The organism is Pantoea sp. 1.19 (assembly GCF_001922585.1).
GTDB lineage: Bacteria > Pseudomonadota > Gammaproteobacteria > Enterobacterales > Enterobacteriaceae > 1-19.
Genome location: NZ_MRBS01000004.1, coordinates 21,621 through 39,122, shown reverse-complemented (window position 1 = coordinate 39,122; position 17,502 = coordinate 21,621). Strand labels below are relative to the sequence as shown.

14 protein-coding genes are annotated in these 17,502 nt (G+C 58.4%); 10 read left to right on the top strand and 4 right to left on the bottom strand.

Annotation, left to right across the window (positions count from 1 at the left end; all coding sequences use genetic code 11):
* Positions 1–121: 121 nt before the first annotated feature.
* Positions 122–1,570, top strand: coding sequence for a serine endoprotease DegP (gene degP / locus BS626_RS09390; protein ID WP_075182140.1), 1,449 nt, complete (start codon positions 122–124; stop codon positions 1,568–1,570).
* 165 nt (positions 1,571–1,735) lie between these two features.
* Here the strand turns inward: degP and BS626_RS09385 are convergent, their stop codons facing one another.
* The 4 genes from BS626_RS09385 to map all read right to left on the bottom strand — a co-directional run bounded on the left by BS626_RS09385 (position 1,736) and on the right by map (position 6,754).
* On the bottom strand, positions 1,736–2,122 hold the full coding sequence (locus tag BS626_RS09385) for a DUF3461 family protein (RefSeq protein ID WP_075182139.1): 387 nt from the start codon (positions 2,120–2,122) through the stop codon (positions 1,736–1,738).
* Positions 2,123–2,342: 220 nt separating this feature from the next.
* Complete coding sequence (dapD, locus tag BS626_RS09380) at positions 2,343–3,167, bottom strand: 2,3,4,5-tetrahydropyridine-2,6-dicarboxylate N-succinyltransferase (protein ID WP_075182138.1); 825 nt, start codon at positions 3,165–3,167, stop codon at positions 2,343–2,345.
* Between the two features lie 45 nt (positions 3,168–3,212).
* The gene (gene glnD / locus BS626_RS09375; protein WP_075182137.1) at positions 3,213–5,882 is read right to left on the bottom strand and encodes a bifunctional uridylyltransferase/uridylyl-removing protein GlnD; all 2,670 of its coding nucleotides are present in this window, start codon (positions 5,880–5,882) and stop codon (positions 3,213–3,215) included.
* Between the two features lie 80 nt (positions 5,883–5,962).
* Positions 5,963–6,754: a type I methionyl aminopeptidase gene (gene map, locus BS626_RS09370; RefSeq protein WP_075182136.1), complete on the bottom strand. Its 792-nt coding sequence runs from the start codon at positions 6,752–6,754 to the stop codon at positions 5,963–5,965.
* Positions 6,755–7,071: 317 nt separating this feature from the next.
* On the opposite strand from map, the gene rpsB reads away from it, so the two are divergent.
* The 9 genes from rpsB (at position 7,072) to bamA (ending at position 17,424) form a co-directional block, all read left to right on the top strand.
* A complete protein-coding gene (rpsB, locus tag BS626_RS09365) occupies positions 7,072–7,797 on the top strand; it encodes a 30S ribosomal protein S2 (protein ID WP_139308819.1) in 726 nt (241 codons plus the stop codon).
* Positions 7,798–7,976: 179 nt separating this feature from the next.
* On the top strand, positions 7,977–8,828 hold the full coding sequence (tsf, locus tag BS626_RS09360) for a translation elongation factor Ts (RefSeq protein ID WP_075182135.1): 852 nt from the start codon (positions 7,977–7,979) through the stop codon (positions 8,826–8,828).
* A 155-nt stretch (positions 8,829–8,983) separates the two neighbouring features.
* Positions 8,984–9,709 carry a UMP kinase gene (gene pyrH / locus BS626_RS09355; protein WP_075182134.1) on the top strand — a complete coding sequence of 242 codons (726 nt, stop codon included), beginning with the start codon at positions 8,984–8,986 and terminating at the stop codon, positions 9,707–9,709.
* 161 nt (positions 9,710–9,870) lie between these two features.
* Positions 9,871–10,428 carry a ribosome recycling factor gene (gene frr, locus BS626_RS09350; protein ID WP_075182133.1) on the top strand — a complete coding sequence of 186 codons (558 nt, stop codon included), beginning with the start codon at positions 9,871–9,873 and terminating at the stop codon, positions 10,426–10,428.
* A gap of 128 nt (positions 10,429–10,556) precedes the next feature.
* Positions 10,557–11,744 (top strand): 1-deoxy-D-xylulose-5-phosphate reductoisomerase, encoded by a 1,188-nt coding sequence (gene ispC / locus BS626_RS09345; RefSeq protein WP_075182132.1) that lies wholly within the window; start codon positions 10,557–10,559, stop codon positions 11,742–11,744.
* 245 nt (positions 11,745–11,989) lie between these two features.
* Positions 11,990–12,739 (top strand): (2E,6E)-farnesyl-diphosphate-specific ditrans,polycis-undecaprenyl-diphosphate synthase, encoded by a 750-nt coding sequence (gene ispU, locus BS626_RS09340; RefSeq protein WP_075182131.1) that lies wholly within the window; start codon positions 11,990–11,992, stop codon positions 12,737–12,739.
* An 18-nt stretch (positions 12,740–12,757) separates the two neighbouring features.
* Positions 12,758–13,615 carry a phosphatidate cytidylyltransferase gene (cdsA, locus tag BS626_RS09335; protein WP_075182130.1) on the top strand — a complete coding sequence of 286 codons (858 nt, stop codon included), beginning with the start codon at positions 12,758–12,760 and terminating at the stop codon, positions 13,613–13,615.
* Between the two features lie 8 nt (positions 13,616–13,623).
* Entirely contained in the window at positions 13,624–14,973 is a 1,350-nt protein-coding gene (rseP, locus tag BS626_RS09330; protein ID WP_075182129.1) for a sigma E protease regulator RseP, read from the top strand.
* Positions 14,974–15,018: 45 nt separating this feature from the next.
* A complete protein-coding gene (bamA, locus tag BS626_RS09325) occupies positions 15,019–17,424 on the top strand; it encodes an outer membrane protein assembly factor BamA (protein ID WP_075182128.1) in 2,406 nt (801 codons plus the stop codon).
* Positions 17,425–17,502: the final 78 nt, after the last annotated feature.

The window sequence follows — 17,502 nt, the reverse complement described above, 5'->3', positions numbered from 1 at the left end:
AAAAGTGACTCTGAATAGCGCGACCTCAGCAAAGGTTATCGGGTATTTCACCTCCCGCTCGTTGCGCGCGTATTCCCGCTAGCCGGTCAGACTTCCGTCTTACTTACAGAGAATGAAACAGATGAAAAAAACCACGTTAGCCTTAAGTGCATTAGCGTTAAGCCTGGGAATGGCTCTCGGGCCCGCGTCCGCCATCGCGGCGGAAACCGCCTCTTCTTCGACCACGACCGCGGCGCAACCGCTGCCAAGCCTGGCGCCGATGCTGGAAAAGGTGATGCCTTCCGTGGTGAGCATTAACGTTGAAGGCAGCACTACCGTGCGCACGCCGCGTATGCCGCAGCAGTTCCAGCAGTTCTTTGGCGATAATTCGCCGTTCTGTCAGGACGGTTCGCCGTTCCAGGGATCGCCAATGTGTCAGGGCGGTGGACCGGGCGCACCGGGGGCTCCGGGCGGCCAGCAGGAGACCTTCCGCGCGCTGGGTTCCGGCGTGGTTATCAATGCTGAGAAAGGCTACGTGGTCACCAATAACCACGTGGTGGATAACGCCACCAAGATTCAGGTTCAGTTGAGCGATGGCCGCAAATACGACGCGAAAGTGATCGGTAAAGATCCGCGCTCCGACATTGCACTGATTCAGCTGAAAGATGCGAAGAACCTGTCCGCGGTCAAGCTGGCCGATTCCGATAGTCTGCGGGTAGGTGACTACACCGTGGCGATCGGAAACCCGTACGGACTTGGCGAAACCGTGACCTCCGGTATCGTATCGGCGCTGGGCCGCAGCGGCCTGAACGTAGAAAACTACGAAAACTTTATTCAGACCGACGCTGCCATTAACCGTGGTAACTCGGGTGGGGCGCTGGTGAACCTGAACGGTGAACTGATTGGGATCAATACCGCGATCCTCGCGCCGGACGGCGGCAACATCGGTATCGGCTTCGCTATCCCGAGCAATATGGTGAAAAACCTTACCGCGCAGATGGTGGAGTACGGCCAGGTGAAACGCGGTGAGCTGGGGATCATGGGCACCGAGCTGAACTCTGAGCTGGCGAAAGCGATGAACGTGGACGCCCAGCGCGGCGCCTTTGTCAGCCAGGTGTTGGCGAACTCGTCGGCGGCAAAAGCCGGCATTAAGGCCGGTGATGTCATCGTCTCGCTCAACGGTAAGGCCATTTCCAGCTTCGCCGCCCTGCGCGCCGAAATTGGATCGCTGCCGGTGGGAACCAAAATGAACCTCGGTATGCTGCGTGACGGCAAACCGGTCAACGTGACCGTGGAGCTGCAGCAGAGTACTCAGGATAAAGTGGACTCCGGCAATATTTACACCGGCATCGAGGGCGCCGAGCTGAGCAATACCCAGCTGAAGGGGCAGAAGGGCGTGAAGGTGGACAGCGTGAAGCCGGGGACCGCCGCGGCGCGTATTGGTCTGAAGAAAGATGACGTGATCCTTGGCGTCAACCAGCAGCCGGTGCAGAATCTCGGTGAACTGCGTAAGATCCTCGACAGTAAACCGTCAGTGCTGGCGCTGAATATTCAGCGTGGCGACAATACGCTGTATCTGGTGATGCAGTAATCGTCAGCCTAATCTGACGCGATGTTGCGCAGAGCGCCGCCGCCTGATCCGCGGCGGCGTCCCGGGCCGCGCGTTGGCGTTCTGCCGGCGGGGGCCGACCCTGCCCGGCAGCAATAAAAAAGGCCGGCGAATGCCGGCCTGAAGCCAAAGGAAACCGCGAGCCGGTTAGCGACCCCCGTGGGTCAGTTTTTCCAGATCGGCTTCGATTTCACTGATTTTATTGGTCACTACTCCTTCCAGATGGCGCAGATCGGCGAGGATTTTGCGCTTCAGATCGACATCGGCGCGGTCGCGCTGGCAGAGGCTGTCCAGCTCGTCGACGATGTAGCGCAGATTCGGGCTGATCTCCTGCACCTCTCTAAAACCGCTGCCTTCGGCGGCGATGGTTTTGCGCTGCCGCGGGAACTTGAACTTCACGCTTTTGGCGAAGAACTCGCCCTTATCTTTACGGAAGTAGATCTTCAGAATGTCATTACTGGCTTCCTGGCGGAGGCTGTAACGATCGATATCGTCGGGGTGATGAATCCCCAGGCTTTTCAGATTGTCATACATAACTTAGCGTCCTGTAACAGAGGTTAGCGTGCGCGCGCAGTCATGAAAAGCAGCGTCATAGCCCGAGGAAAGCGGGACGCGCGCGTCGGCCGGAATAGTCTGGCGCGGATTATGACCTGGATAAAAAGTAAACGCGATAGTTGACCTGTGTCACAAATCAGCTTGCGGGGGCGGGAAGTGTAAAGAAAAAATGCCGGGCCGACGGGCGACCCGGTGGATATTAATCGATGGTACGCAGCAGTTCGTTGATGCCCACTTTGCCGCGGGTTTTTGCGTCGACCTTTTTCACGATTACCGCGCAGTAGAGGCTGTAGCGGCCATCTGTTGACGGCAGGTTGCCGGAGACCACCACCGAGCCCGCCGGGACGCGGCCGTAGTGCACTTCGCCAGTTTCGCGATCGTAGATTTTGGTGCTCTGGCCGATGTAAACGCCCATCGAGATCACCGAGCCCTCTTCCACGATTACCCCTTCAACCACTTCGGAGCGCGCGCCGATAAAGCAGTTGTCTTCAATAATCGTCGGGTTGGCCTGCAGCGGCTCCAGGACGCCGCCAATGCCGACGCCGCCGGAGAGGTGCACGTTTTTACCAATCTGGGCGCAGGATCCCACGGTGGCCCAGGTATCGACCATCGAGCCTTCATCGACATAGGCGCCGATGTTGACATAGGAGGGCATCAGTACCGTGTTGCGGGCGATAAACGCGCCCTGACGCACCGCCGCCGGTGGCACGACGCGGAACCCTTCCTGCTTAAAGCGCGCTTCGTCGTAATCCGCGAATTTCATCGGCACTTTATCGTAGAAACGGCTTTCGGCGCCTTCCATCACCTGATTGTCATGAATACGGAAAGAGAGCAGTACCGCTTTCTTCAGCCACTGATGGGTGACCCACTGGCCGTCGATTTTCTCGGCCACGCGCAGGGCGCCGCTGTCGAGCAGGCCCATGACCTGGGTTATCGCTTCGCGGGTAACGGTGTCCACGCTGGTGGGGGTGATGTCGGCGCGGCGTTCGAAGGCGCGCTCAATGACGCTCTGAAGTTGTTGCATTACACTCTCTCTTTCGGGTTCTACGGTCTGAAAATAAAATCTCGGTCACACTTTATCGTTTGGATTAAGGGCCTCTGTCAACCGTTGTTGCAGCTGCTGGCGTAAATTGGCGTCGAGCGCCCGGCGTTCGCTGTTAGCGAGGATAAACAGATCTTCGACGCGCTCGCCGATGGTGCTGATGCGGGCGCCGTGCAGCGAGATCCCCAAATCGGCAAACACCTCGCCGACCCGCGCCAGCAGCCCGGGCTGGTCCAGCGCCACCAGCTCCAGCCAGGTGCGGCGGTTGTTGTGCGAAGGCAAAAAGCGCACCTCGGTGTCGACGGTAAAGTGTTTCAGTCGCGCGGACTGGCGGCGGGTGCGCGGCGGCTGCCAGTGGGTCTGGGTGATGGTCTGCAGCAGCGCGTGACGGGTCTGCTCATGGCGATCGGGCGCCAGCGGGCTGCCATCCGGTTCGAGCACAATAAAGGTATCCATGGCCATGCCATCGCGGCTGGTAAAGATCTGCGCGTCATGCACGCTGAGGTTGCGGCGATCCAGCTCGCCGGCGACGGTGGCAAACAGGTAAGGGCGATCCGGGCTCCAGATGAAAATTTCGGTGCCGCCGCGCGTGGCCTGCGGGCTGACCAGCACCAGCGGCTGGCTAAGGTCGTGCTCCATCAGGTGTCTGGCGTGCCATGCCAGCTGGTTTGGCGTGTGGCGCAGAAAATAGTCGGCGCGGCAGCGGCCCCAGATGTTGTGCAGCGCCTCTTCATTAATATTGTCCATGCGCAGCAGCGCCAGCGCCTGCAGGCGGTGATGCCGCACGCGCTCGCGCAGATCCGGGCTGTTTTCCATTCCGCGGCGCAGCTGTTTCTCGGTGGCGAAAAACAGTTCGCGCAGCAGGCTCTGCTTCCAGCTGTTCCACAGCGTCTCGTTGGTCGCGCAAATGTCGGCGACGGTCAGGCAGGCGAGGTAGCGCAGGCGATTTTCGTTTTGCATCACCTCGCTGAACTGCTGAATGACGGTAGGATCCTGGATATCGCGCCGCTGGGCGGTCACCGACATCAGCAGGTGATGGCGCACCAGCCAGGCGACCAGCTGGGATTCGCGCGAGTTAAGGCCGTGCAGCTCGGCAAAGGCCAACACGTCCTGCGCCCCAAGGATGGAGTGATCGCCGCCACGGCCCTTGGCGATGTCGTGAAACAGCGCAGCGATCAGCAGCAGCTCGGTCTGTGGCAGACGCGGCCAGAGCTCGACGCACAGCGGGTGACGCGGGCGGGTGGCTTCATTGGCAAAGCTCTCCAGCTTTTGCAGTACGCGGATGGTGTGTTCATCCACGGTGTAGGCGTGGAACAGATCAAACTGCATCTGGCCGACAATATTGCCCCACTCCGGAATGTAGGCCCAGAGTACGCTGTGGCGATGCATCGGCAGCAGCGCGCGGCTGACCGCGCCCGGGTGGCGCAGGATAGCCATAAACAGCCGACGCGCCTCCGGGATTTCGCACAGCGGGCCGCTGAGGTTGCGACGGGCGTGGCGCAGGTGGCGCAGGGTGGCGGAGTATATGCCGGTGATCTCCGGATGGCGAACCATCACGTAGAACAGGCGGATGATCGAGGCCGGCTCGCGGATAAACAGCGTCTCGTCGCGCAGATCGATAAGCTTGCCTCGCACCTGGAAGGCCTCATCCAGCGGGCGTGGCTTTTCGGTCGCATCGATGGCCAGAATGGCCTCGGCAAACAGCTGCAGCAGCATCTGATTCAGCTCGCTCACCCGCCGGGTTACGCGATAAAAATCTTTCATCATTCGTTCGACCGGCTCATTGCCTTCGCCCTGGTAGTTGAGACGCTGGGCTACGTTCAGCTGACGGTCAAACAGCAGGCGATTATCGGATCGGCTGAGGGTCAGGTGGAGCGCAAAGCGGATACGCCACAGCAGATTTTGACACTCGTTGAGTTCGTGGCGCTCGGCTTCGGTCAGGTAGCCAAACCCGACCATTTCATCCAGCGAGGTGGCGCCAAAGTGGCGACGTGCGACCCACAGCAGCGTATGGATATCGCGCAGGCCGCCCGGGCTGCTTTTGATATCCGGTTCAAGATTGTAGCTGGTGCCGTGATAGCGGGTGTGCCGTTCGTTCTGCTCTTCGATTTTGGCGGCGAAGAAGCGATCGGAGTGCCAGAACCCATCGCTAAAGACGTGCTTTTGCAGCTCGAGAAACAGCGCCACATCGCCGGACAGCATCCGCGACTCTATCAGGTTGGTGGCGACGGTGAGATCGGCCAGCCCTTCCAGCAGGCACTCCTCCAGCGTACGCACGCTGTGGCCCACTTCCAGCTTCAGATCCCACATCAGGGTGAGCAACTGGCTGATGCGCCCGGCGGCCTGCTCATCCAGCGGCTTGCGGCTGAGGATCAGCACATCGATATCGGAGAGCGGATGCAGCTCGCCGCGGCCAAAGCCACCCACCGCCACCAGTGCGATATCCCGCACGTGCTTAAAACCGTAAAAGCGCCACAGCCGGCGCAGCAGGCGGTCGATAAACCGGGTGCGGGTTTTAATCAGCTTCTCTACCGCCTCGCCCTGGTCAAAAGCGAGGGCCAGCCGCTGCTGAAAGCTCTCCAGCGCCTGCCTGAGGCCGTGGCAGTTCAGGTGCTCATCGCGCCAGCTGGCGGGGAGGTTGGCGAGATCGTTCAGGCTTAACGTTTCATAGACAGAGGCGGTATCGGCGCTACTCATCGCGGGTCACTCCGGGTTGGCTCGGTACAGGATGACGGGCATAAAAAAGCCGGCGTATGCCGGCTTAGGGGGACGCGCAATTACTCCGCCGTCAGGCGCGCGGGAAGGGTCTCCTCTTCGCGCAGCGTCATAATCTCGCAGCCGTTTTCGGTCACCACAATAGTATGCTCATACTGTGCGGACAAGCTGCGATCTTTGGTTTTTACCGTCCAGCCATCTTTCATGGTGCGGATACGGTAATCGCCGGCGTTCACCATCGGCTCGATGGTAAAGGCCATACCGGCCTGCAGCACCACGCCGCCGTCATCGGCATCGTAGTGCAGCACCTGCGGCTCCTCGTGGAAACCTTTGCCGATACCGTGTCCGCAGTATTCGCGCACCACAGAGAAATCCTGTGCTTCAACGTAGGTCTGGATCGCCCGACCCAGCTCGCGCAGGCGTATACCCGGCTTCACCATCTTCAGCGCCAGGTAGAGGCTCTCCTGAGTCACCCGGCACAGGCGCTCGCCCAGGATGGTGGGTTTACCGACGAGAAACATTTTGGAGGTGTCACCGTGATACTCGTCTTTAATGACCGTGACGTCGATGTTGACGATATCACCGTCTTTCAGCGTGCGATCGTCGCTCGGGATGCCGTGGCAAACCACCTCATTGATCGAGATACAGACCGATTTGGGAAAACCGTGGTAACCCAGGCAGGCCGATATGGCGTGCTGCTGATTGACGATGTGATCATGGCAAAGGCGGTCTAATTCAGCGGTGGTGATGCCCGGCTTCACGTGCGGAGCGATCATCTCCAGCACCTCGGCAGCAAGGCGGCCCGCGACGCGCATCTTTGCGATTTCTTCTGGGGTTTTAATTGAAATTGCCATTTAAATTGTCCACGTCTGTCGAAAAAATCGACAATAATTGTGCAAGTGCTGACATGTTATCAGCCCGCCAGCAGGCTGCCAAATCGAGATTCGCGGCGCGCGGCGCGCTGAACATTTAGTGGCGCTGTCGGGAGGAGTGTGGTATAAAGCGCGCCGACGAATCTGTCTGCGGATTGAACGCCGCGGCGGTTCGACACTCAATCTCACTATGTGTAAATAACACACACGTATCGGCACATACGCCGGGGTGCCTCTCAGGAGGTCGGTTGTATGGGATACGTGGAGGCTCAACCCCAACTTTTACTTCAGAGGTAATCATGGCAACTGTTTCCATGCGCGACATGCTCAAGGCCGGTGTACACTTCGGTCACCAGACCCGTTACTGGAACCCGAAAATGAAGCCCTTCATCTTCGGTGCGCGTAACAAAGTTCACATCATCAACCTTGAGAAAACTGTACCGCTGTTCAACGACGCACTGGCCGAGCTGAACAAAATCGCTTCCCGTAAAGGTAAGATCCTGATTGTCGGTACTAAGCGCGCAGCAAGCGAAGCCGTTAAAGAGGCAGCGAACAGCTGTGACCAGTTCTTCGTTAACCACCGCTGGCTGGGTGGTATGCTGACGAACTGGAAAACCGTTCGCCAGTCCATCAAACGCCTGAAAGACCTGGAGACGCAGTCTCAGGACGGTACTTTCGACAAGCTGACCAAAAAAGAAGCGCTGATGCGCACCCGTGAGCTGGCCAAGCTGGAAAACAGCCTGGGCGGTATCAAAGACATGGGCGGCCTGCCGGACGCACTGTTCGTTATCGATGCCGATCACGAGCACATCGCTATCAAAGAAGCAAACAACCTGGGCATCCCGGTTTTCGCTATCGTTGATACCAACTCTGATCCGGACGGTGTTGATTTCGTTATCCCGGGTAACGATGACGCCATCCGTGCCATCAGCCTGTACCTGAATGCCGTTGCTGCCACCGTGCGCGAAGGCCGTTCTCAGGACCTGGTTGAGCAGGCTGAAGAAGCGTCTTTAGAAAACGCTTAATAAGGATTGCTCTTCACGGAGCCCTTAGACATCAGATGTAATCTGTTAAGGGGGCCTGCTGGCCCCCTTTATTTATCTCAGTCTGTGCCGCACGCCGAAGGGTGAACGGGGCAGAGTATATTTTCCGCAACAGGTGCCTGAGGGTATAACCCGGGTACGGAATAACCGAGGATTCTGGAATGGCTGAAATTACCGCTGCACTGGTTAAAGAACTGCGCGAGCGTACCGCTGCTGGCATGATGGAGTGCAAAAAAGCACTGGTAGAAGCACATGGCGATATCGAGCTGGCCATTGAAAACATGCGTAAATCCGGCGCGATCAAAGCGGCGAAAAAAGCAGGCAACGTGGCTGCTGACGGCGTGATCAAAACCAAAATCGACGGCAACTACGGCGTGATTCTGGAAGTTAACTGCCAGACCGACTTTGTGGCAAAAGACGCCGGTTTCCAGGCGTTTGCTGACAAAGTACTGGACGCGGCCGTCGCGGACAAAATCACCGACATCGAGGTGCTGAAAGCCAAATTCGAAGACGAGCGCGTGGCGCTGGTAGCGAAAATCGGTGAGAACATCAACGTTCGCCGTCTGGCTATCCTGGAAGGCGACGTGCTGGGCAGCTACCTGCACGGCGCGCGCATTGGCGTTCTGGTCTCCGCGAAAAACGCTGACGATGAACTGGTGAAGCAGATCGCTATGCACGTGGCGGCCAGCAAGCCGGAATTCGTGAAGCCGGAAGACGTGTCTGCCGAAGTGGTAGAGAAAGAGTACCAGGTTCAGCTGGACATCGCGATGCAGTCTGGCAAGCCGAAAGAGATCGCTGAGAAGATGGTAGAAGGCCGTATGAAGAAATTCACCGGTGAAGTCTCTCTGACCGGTCAGGCGTTCGTTATCGATCCGAGCAAAACCGTTGGCCAGGCGCTGAAAGAGCACGGTGCTGACGTCGTTAACTTCATCCGTTTCGAAGTGGGCGAAGGTATCGAAAAAGTGGAAAGCGACTTCGCTGCAGAAGTTGCGGCCATGTCCAAACAGTCTTAATGACTGACAGAGCCGCCGCCAGGCGGCTCTTTTTTGCCCGGGATTCGGGCATGCCGTTTTCAGTCTCATCCCAATCGCTTTTTTGCCGCGCGTACGGGATGATGGCTACAATGATAACACCTTCATATTCGACCATTGCTTGCAGGAATTAACCCATGGCGACCAACGCAAAACCGGTATATCAACGTATTCTGCTGAAACTGAGCGGTGAAGCACTGCAGGGAGCAGAAGGCTTCGGCATCGATGCCAGCGTGCTTGACCGCATGGCTCAGGAGATTAAAGAGCTGGTAGAACTCGGCATTCAGGTAGGCGTCGTCATTGGTGGCGGTAACCTGTTTCGCGGTGCGGGTCTGGCCCAGGCCGGCATGAACCGCGTTGTCGGCGACCACATGGGGATGCTGGCAACCGTGATGAATGGCCTGGCGATGCGTGATGCGCTGCACCGCGCTTATGTCAACGCCCGCCTGATGTCCGCCATCCCGCTGAACGGCGTCTGTGACAACTACAGCTGGGCCGAGGCCATCAGCCTGCTACGCAATAACCGCGTGGTTATCTTCTCCGCCGGCACCGGAAACCCGTTCTTCACTACCGACTCCGCAGCCTGTCTGCGCGGCATTGAGATCGAAGCCGATGTGGTGCTGAAAGCCACCAAAGTGGACGGCGTCTACTCTGCGGACCCGGTGAAGAACCCGGACGCCACCCTGCACGAGCAGCTGACTTATCAGGATGTGCTCGAGCGCGAGCTGAAAGTGATGGACCTCGCGGCCTTCACGCTGGCACGTGACCACCAGTTACCGATCCGCGTGTTCAACATGAATAAACCCGGCGCGCTGCGTCGCGTGGTGATGGGTGAAAAAGAGGGGACGCTGATCACCCACTGAGTGGCGCAGTCATCTCGGGCAGAACAGCTTCTCCCCGTCCGCGGCGAAAATAAGGTATATTCTGTGGGTGTGGCATACGCTACACGGCAATGTGTAAGACAGAACGGGCGCGGTCGCTAAGAACGGCGCCTGCCTGGTAACCAGAAATCAAGGGTTCCAACGTGATTAACGACATCAAAAAAGATGCTGACACGCGCATGGAAAAAAGCGTGGAAGCATTCAAAAACCAGATCAGCAAAGTGCGCACTGGCCGTGCTTCTCCTTCACTGCTCGACGGTATCGTGGTTGAGTACTACGGTACCCCGACGCCGCTGCGCCAGCTGGCCAGCGTCACGGTAGAAGATACCCGCACGCTGAAAATCAACGTGTTCGACCGCTCCATGGGCCCGGCCGTCGAGAAAGCGATCATGGCGTCTGACCTGGGCCTGAACCCCAGCTCGGCCGGTACCGACATTCGCGTACCGCTGCCTGCGCTGACCGAAGAGCGCCGTAAAGACCTGATCAAAGTGGTGCGCGGTGAAGCCGAACAGGGCCGCGTGGCCGTGCGTAACGTGCGCCGCGATGCGAATGACAAACTGAAAGCGCTGCTGAAAGATAAAGAGGTCAGCGAAGACGACGAGCGTCGCGCGCAGGAAGACATTCAAAAGCTGACCGACGGCTACATCAAAAAAGTGGACGCCGCGCTGGCGGACAAAGAAAAGGAACTGATGGACTTCTAAGTAAGCCCGCGGTTTGACGCCGCCTGGCGGACGCCTCGTCGCGTTCACCGGCGGCGTTTTTTCATTTGCGCGCGGGGGAGCAACGCCTCGCCCGTGTCGGTTGAAAAGACTACCGGATACCCAGCCCCATGAAGCAATTGACCCTCCTCGGTTCGACCGGATCGATCGGTACCAGCACCCTCAGCGTGGTGCGGGATAATCCCCACCTGTTTGCGGTAAAAGCCCTCGTTGCCGGTCGCAACGTCGACCTGATGCTGGCCCAGTGTCTGGCGTTTAGCCCGCAGTATGCGGCCATGGCGGATGATGACGCGGCGCAGGCGCTGCGCCTGAAGCTGCGCGCGGCCGGATCGCGGACCGACGTACTGTCGGGCGAGCAGGCCGCCTGCGAACTGGCGGCGCTGCCGGACGTGGATATGGTGATGGCGGCGATCGTGGGCGCTGCCGGCCTGCTGCCCACGCTGTCGGCGGTCAGGGCGGGCAAAACCGTATTGCTGGCCAATAAAGAGTCACTGGTCACCTGTGGCCGCCTGTTTATGGAGGCGGTGCGTGCGCACGGCGCGCGCCTGCTGCCGATAGACAGCGAGCACAACGCCATTTTTCAGAGTTTACCGTCTGGTATCCAGGAGCAGTTAGGGTACGCTGACCTGGAGGCATTTGGTGTCAGTAACATCATCCTCACGGGATCGGGTGGCCCGTTTCGTGACACGCCGCTCACCGCGCTGCCGGGCGTCACGCCGCAGCAGGCGTGCGCGCATCCGAACTGGTCAATGGGGCAGAAGATCTCCGTTGATTCGGCCACCATGATGAATAAAGGTCTGGAGTACATTGAAGCCCGCTGGCTGTTCAATGCCACAGACAGCCAGATGGAAGTGATCCTGCATCCACAATCGGTCATCCACTCGATGGTGCGCTATCGGGACGGTAGCGTACTGGCGCAGCTGGGATCGCCTGATATGCGGACGCCAATCGCCCACGCGATGGCCTGGCCGGAACGCGTTGCCGCCGGTGTCGCCCCGCTCGATTTTGTCAAAATGGGGACGCTCACCTTTGCTGAACCCGATTATCAGCGCTACCCCTGTCTGAAGCTGGCCATTGATGCCTGCAATCAAGGTCAGGCGGCGACCACCGCGCTCAATGCCGCTAACGAAGTGGCGGTCGCGGCCTTTCTCGCCGGGCAGATCGGCTTCACCGATATTGCGCGGGTGAATCAGTCGGTGCTGGATACGCTGGCGCTGGCCGAACCCGACAGCGTTGAGCAGGTGCTGGCCATCGATCGCCAGGCGCGGCGCGTGGCCACCTCGCAGCTGACGCGCTGAAATCATTAACCGCAGGCTCAATGACTTAGCGGCTGTGATTTGTGGGGTATCCTGAGAGGTGGTATAGTCATCCGCTCCGTTTTGCGGAGTGAGAGACGGGTCACCGAGCCGCAGTCGTGTTGCTCATCCAGGCTGTGCGGGCCGGATCCGGCCGGCGGCGCGGAGCAGGGGCTTCAGGGGTTACGCGCTGGCTGGCTGTTATTTCAGAACCGTCATATTTCTGCAAAAGGAAATAAATACGCGTTATGTCGTCCGAGAAACTATTACAAACCGATGAAATCGGCCTGAAACCGCGTCACGTTGCTATCATCATGGACGGCAATGGGCGCTGGGCGAAACAACGTGGGAAATTGCGTATTTCCGGGCATAAAGCCGGCGTGAAGTCCGTCCGCCGCGCGGTCAGCTTTGCCGTCAGCCAAAAGCTGGAAGCGCTGACGCTGTATGCCTTTAGCAGTGAAAACTGGAGCCGTCCTCAGCAGGAGGTCTCCGCGCTGATGGAACTGTTTGTCTGGGCGCTCGATAGCGAAGTAAAAAGCCTGCACAAACATAATGTTCGCCTGAAAATTATCGGTGATATTAGCCGCTTCAATTCGCGCCTTCAGGAGCGTATTCGTCACGCTGAAGAACTGACGCAACAAAATAATGGACTCACCCTCAACATTGCCGCGAATTATGGCGGCCGTTGGGATATTATTCATGGCGTCAGGCAGGTAGCAGAACAGGTTAAAGAGGGCCGGTTAATGCCGGAGCAGATCGATGAAACCCTTTTTTCCCGCTATCTTAGCCTGCAGGAACTGGCGCCCGTGGATCTGCTGATAAGGACCAGCGGAGAGCATCGGATCAGCAACTTCCTCATCTGGCAGATTGCCTATGCGGAGCTGTACTTCACCGATGTGCTCTGGCCTGATTTTGATGAACAAGTTTTTGAAGGTGCACTACATGCATTTGCAACGAGAGAGCGTCGGTTCGGCGGTACAGTACCTGAAAGCGCCTGAGCATTCGGGAGGGTACTTTTGCTAAAGTCTCGTCTGATCACCGCATTAATTTTAATTCCCGTCGTCATCGCGGCCCTGTTTCTGTTGCCGCCGGCGGGGTTCGCCATTACCACGCTGGTGATCTGTATGCTGGCCGCCTGGGAGTGGGGCCAGCTGGCGGGATTCGTGACTCGCACCCAGCGCGTGTGGGTGGCGGTGCTGTGTGGCCTGCTGCTGTCGCTGATGCTGTTTACGCTGCCTGCCTATCAGAATGATGTGCATACACCGCGCATCGGCGGCGCGCTGTGGGCAGCGCTGGGCTGGTGGCTGATGGCGCTGGCGCTGGTGCTGTCTTATCCACGCTCGGCCGCCTTCTGGCGCGGCTCTTCGCTGCTGAAACTGCTGTTTGGCCTGCTCACCATCGTGCCGTTCTTTTGGGGCATGCTGGCGCTGCGACAGTACCACTACCAGGACGATCATACCCTTGGCGCCTGGTGGCTGCTGTACGTGATGATTCTGGTGTGGGGGGCGGACTCCGGCGCCTATCTGTTTGGTAAACTGTTCGGTAAGCACAAGCTCGCTCCGCGCGTCTCGCCGGGAAAAACCTGGGAAGGTTTTTTTGGCGGCCTGCTGACCTCGGCGCTGATAGCCTGGCTGTTTGGTACCTGGGCCCCGCTGAACGTCGCGCCCGCGACCCTGCTGCTTTGTTCGGTTGCCGCTGCGCTGGCGTCGGTGCTCGGTGATCTGACCGAAAGCATGTTTAAGCGCGAAGCGGGCATCAAGGACAGCGGTCATCTTATCCCGGGACACGGTGGGATTCTTGACCGCATCGATAGCCTGACCGCAGCGGTGCCGGTATTTGCCTGTCTGCTGCTGCTGGTGTTTGGAATAGTGTAAGGACGCCCATGCTGAACGTACTCTGGAGTCTTGCCGCCTTTATCGTTGCGCTCGGCGTATTAATCACCGTCCACGAGTTTGGCCACTTTTGGGTGGCCCGCCGCTGCGGCGTCCACGTGGAACGCTTCTCGGTGGGCTTCGGCAAGGCGCTGTGGCGCCGCCGCGACGCGCGCGGCACCGAGTACGTCCTGGCGCTGATCCCCCTTGGCGGCTACGTCAAAATGCTGGACGAGCGCGTGGAGAGCGTCACGCCAGAACAGCGCCATCTGGCATTCAACAACAAAACCGTGGCCCAACGCGCCGCGATCATCGCCGCCGGTCCCCTTGCTAACTTTATCTTTGCCGTATTTGCCTACTGGCTGGTGTTTATCATCGGCGTTCCCGGCGTAAAGCCGGTGGTTGGTGAAATAGTGAACGGTTCGGTGGCGGCGCAGGCGGAAATTACGCCAGGCATGGAACTTAAGTCCGTTGACGGTATCGAAACGCCTGACTGGGATGCTGTGAGAATGGCCCTGGTGGGGAAAATTGGCGACAAGTCGGTCAGCGTCAGCGTGACCCCGCCGGACAGCATGACCGCAGTGGAAAAACAGATTGACCTGCGTCAGTGGCAGTTTGAGCCCGACAAGCAGGATCCGGTGACCGCGCTGGGTATCCAGCCGCGCGGGCCGCAGATTGAACCGGTGCTGGCAGAAGTGCAGCCAAACTCGGCGGCCAGTAAAGCCGGTTTGCAAGCCGGCGACAGGATCGTTAAAGTCGGGGGTCAACCGCTTAGCCAGTGGCAGCATTTTGTTACGCGGGTACGCGAGAATCCGGGACAGGGGATTCCCCTGACCATTGAGCGCGGTGGCGATACCCTGGCCATCACTCTGGTGCCCGAAGCCAGACCCGGCCACCGGTCGGAGGGCTTTGCCGGGGTCGTACCGCGCGTGATCCCGCTGCCGGACGCGTACAAAACTGTTCGTCAGTACGGGCCATTCGCCGCGGTTGGCGAAGCCAGTGAGAAGACCTGGCAATTGATGAAGCTGACGGTCAGTATGCTGGGCAAACTGATCACCGGCGATGTAAAGCTGAACAACCTGAGCGGGCCAATTTCGATTGCCCAAGGCGCAGGGATGTCAGCGGATTACGGTTTGATTTATTACCTGATGTTTCTCGCTCTGATCAGTGTGAATCTCGGCATTATCAATCTGTTCCCGCTGCCTGTTTTAGATGGTGGTCACCTTCTGTTCCTCGCGATCGAAAAGATCAAGGGGGGGCCGGTGTCCGAACGAGTTCAGGACTTCAGCTACCGCATCGGCTCAATTCTGCTGGTGTTGTTAATGGGGCTTGCACTTTTCAATGATTTCTCCCGTCTCTGATCCGTCAGGGCGCCGAGAGTTGGTTAGGAAGAACGCATAAAAACGATGGCGATGAAAAAGTTGCTTATAGCGTCGCTGCTGTTCAGCAGCGCCACCGTATACGGTGCAGACGATTTCGTAGTGAAAGACATTCATTTCGAAGGCCTGCAGCGGGTCGCTGTCGGTGCGGCACTGCTCAGCATGCCGGTTCGCGTCGGGGATACGGTTTCAGATGATGACATCGGAAACACCATTCGTGCTCTCTTTGCGACCGGTAACTTCGAAGATGTCCAGGTACTGCGCGATGGCTCGACCCTGATTGTTCAGGTCAAAGAGCGTCCGACCATTGCCAGCATCACTTTCTCCGGCAACAAGGCGGTGAAAGAGGAGCAGCTGAAGCAGAACCTCGAAGCCTCTGGCGTCCGCGTGGGTGAAGCCCTTGACCGCACGACCCTCTCCTCCATTGAGAAGGGACTGGAAGATTTCTACTACAGCGTCGGTAAATACAGCGCCAGCGTGAAAGCGGTGGTAACGCCGCTGCCGCGTAATCGCGTCGACTTAAAGCTGGTCTTTACCGAAGGTGTCTCCGCCAAGATTCAGCAGATCAACGTGGTCGGCAACAAAGCGTTCAGCTCGGAAGAGCTGATCTCCCGCTTTCAGCTGCGCGATGAGGTGCCGTGGTGGAACCTGGTCGGCGATCGCAAATACCAGAAGCAAAAACTGGCCGGGGATTTAGAAACCCTGCGCAGCTTCTACCTCGATCGCGGCTATGCCCGCTTTAATATCGACTCTACCCAGGTCAGCCTGACGCCGGATAAAAAAGGCATCTATATCACCATTAATATTACCGAAGGCGACCAGTACAAGCTTTCCGGCGTGGTGGTAAACGGCAACCTGGCGGGTCACTCTGCCGAAATCGAAAGCCTGAGCAAAATTGAGCCGGGCGAGCTGTATAACGGCGCCAAAGTGACCCGCATGGAAGATGACATCAAGAAACTGCTTGGCCGCTATGGTTACGCTTACCCGCGCGTGGTAACGCAGCCTGAAATCAACGACGCGGATAAAACGGTGAAGCTGCGCATTAGCGTAGACGCGGGTAACCGCTACTACGTGCGTAAGATTCGCTACGAAGGTAACGACACCAGTAAAGATGCGGTACTGCGTCGCGAGATGCGTCAGATGGAAGGCGCCTGGCTGGGCAGCGATCTGGTTGAGCAGGGCAAAGAGCGTCTGAACCGCCTCGGCTACTTCGAGACCGTGGATGTGGAAACGCAGCGCGTACCGGGCTCACCCGATCAGGTGGATGTGGTCTACAAGGTGAAGGAGCGCAATACCGGTACCTTTAACTTCGGCGTGGGCTACGGTACCGAAAGCGGCGTGAGCTTCCAGGTGGGCGTGCAGCAGGAGAACTGGCTGGGCACCGGGAATACCGTGGGCATCAGCGGTACCAAAAACGACTACCAGACCTACGCGGAATTCTCGTTAACCGATCCCTACTTTACCGTGGATGGCGTCAGCCTCGGCGGTCGGGTGTTCTACAACGACTTTAAAGCCGACGACGCCGATCTGTCCGACTACACCAACAAGAGCTACGGTGTGGACGGTACGCTGGGCTTCCCGGTGAACGAAAATAACTCGCTGCGCGTCGGCCTGGGCTACGTGCATAACTCGCTGTCGGACATGCAGCCGCAGATCGCCATGTGGCGCTACCTGCGCTCCGTAGGTCAGGATCCGTCGCTGACCGAACGTCAGGACTACAGCGCAGATGACTTTACCTTTAACTACGGGTGGACCTTCAATAACCTGGATCGCGGCTTCTTCCCGACCTCGGGTAACCGGACCAACCTGAACGGTAAAGTGACCATCCCGGGCTCGGATAACGCGTTCTATAAAATGACGCTGGATTCGGTGCAGTACGTGCCGCTGAACGACGATCGGACGTGGGTGCTGTTAGGTCGCGGTCGTCTCGGCTACGGTGACGGCCTTGGCAATAAAGAGATGCCGTTCTATGAGAACTTCTACGCCGGCGGTTCCAGCACCGTGCGTGGCTTCCGTTCGAACAACATCGGTCCGAAGGCGGTCTATTACAACTCCAACAGCTACCGGTGTGCTAACGACACCGCCATCTGTAACTCAAACGACGCGGTTGGCGGTAACGCGATGGCAGTGGCCAGCGCGGAGCTGATTACGCCGACGCCGTTCCTGAGCGAGAAGTATGCTAATTCGGTGCGCACTTCGCTGTTCGTCGATGCGGGTACCGTGTGGGATACCAACTGGGAGAATACCGACCAGACCCGCGCGCTGGATATTCCGGACTACAGCGATCCTGGCAATATCCGCGTGTCGGCCGGTCTGGCGCTGCAGTGGATGTCTCCGCTTGGCCCGCTGGTGTTCTCTTACGCGCAGCCGGTGAAAAAATACGACGGTGATAAATCGGAGCAGTTCCAGTTTAACATCGGTAAAACCTGGTAATACCCCGGGCAGGGAAGCCTGTAAAAAAAAGTATCGCGCTTCGACGCGGCTATCCGGAATTGTCGGATAGCCGGTCAG

Bases quoted from the DNA above. Each gene is read 5' to 3' on its own strand.
- degP (WP_075182140.1), top strand. From the start codon at position 122: ATGAAAAAAACCACGTTAGCCTTAAGTGCATTAGCGTTAAGCCTGGGA.
- BS626_RS09385 (WP_075182139.1), bottom strand. From the start codon at position 2,122: ATGTATGACAATCTGAAAAGCCTGGGGATTCATCACCCCGACGATATC.
- dapD (WP_075182138.1), bottom strand. From the start codon at position 3,167: ATGCAACAACTTCAGAGCGTCATTGAGCGCGCCTTCGAACGCCGCGCC.
- glnD (WP_075182137.1), bottom strand. From the start codon at position 5,882: ATGAGTAGCGCCGATACCGCCTCTGTCTATGAAACGTTAAGCCTGAAC.
- map (WP_075182136.1), bottom strand. From the start codon at position 6,754: ATGGCAATTTCAATTAAAACCCCAGAAGAAATCGCAAAGATGCGCGTC.
- rpsB (WP_139308819.1), top strand. From the start codon at position 7,072: ATGGCAACTGTTTCCATGCGCGACATGCTCAAGGCCGGTGTACACTTC.
- tsf (WP_075182135.1), top strand. From the start codon at position 7,977: ATGGCTGAAATTACCGCTGCACTGGTTAAAGAACTGCGCGAGCGTACC.
- pyrH (WP_075182134.1), top strand. From the start codon at position 8,984: ATGGCGACCAACGCAAAACCGGTATATCAACGTATTCTGCTGAAACTG.
- ispC (WP_075182132.1), top strand. From the start codon at position 10,557: ATGAAGCAATTGACCCTCCTCGGTTCGACCGGATCGATCGGTACCAGC.
- ispU (WP_075182131.1), top strand. From the start codon at position 11,990: ATGTCGTCCGAGAAACTATTACAAACCGATGAAATCGGCCTGAAACCG.
- rseP (WP_075182129.1), top strand. From the start codon at position 13,624: ATGCTGAACGTACTCTGGAGTCTTGCCGCCTTTATCGTTGCGCTCGGC.
- bamA (WP_075182128.1), top strand. From the start codon at position 15,019: ATGGCGATGAAAAAGTTGCTTATAGCGTCGCTGCTGTTCAGCAGCGCC.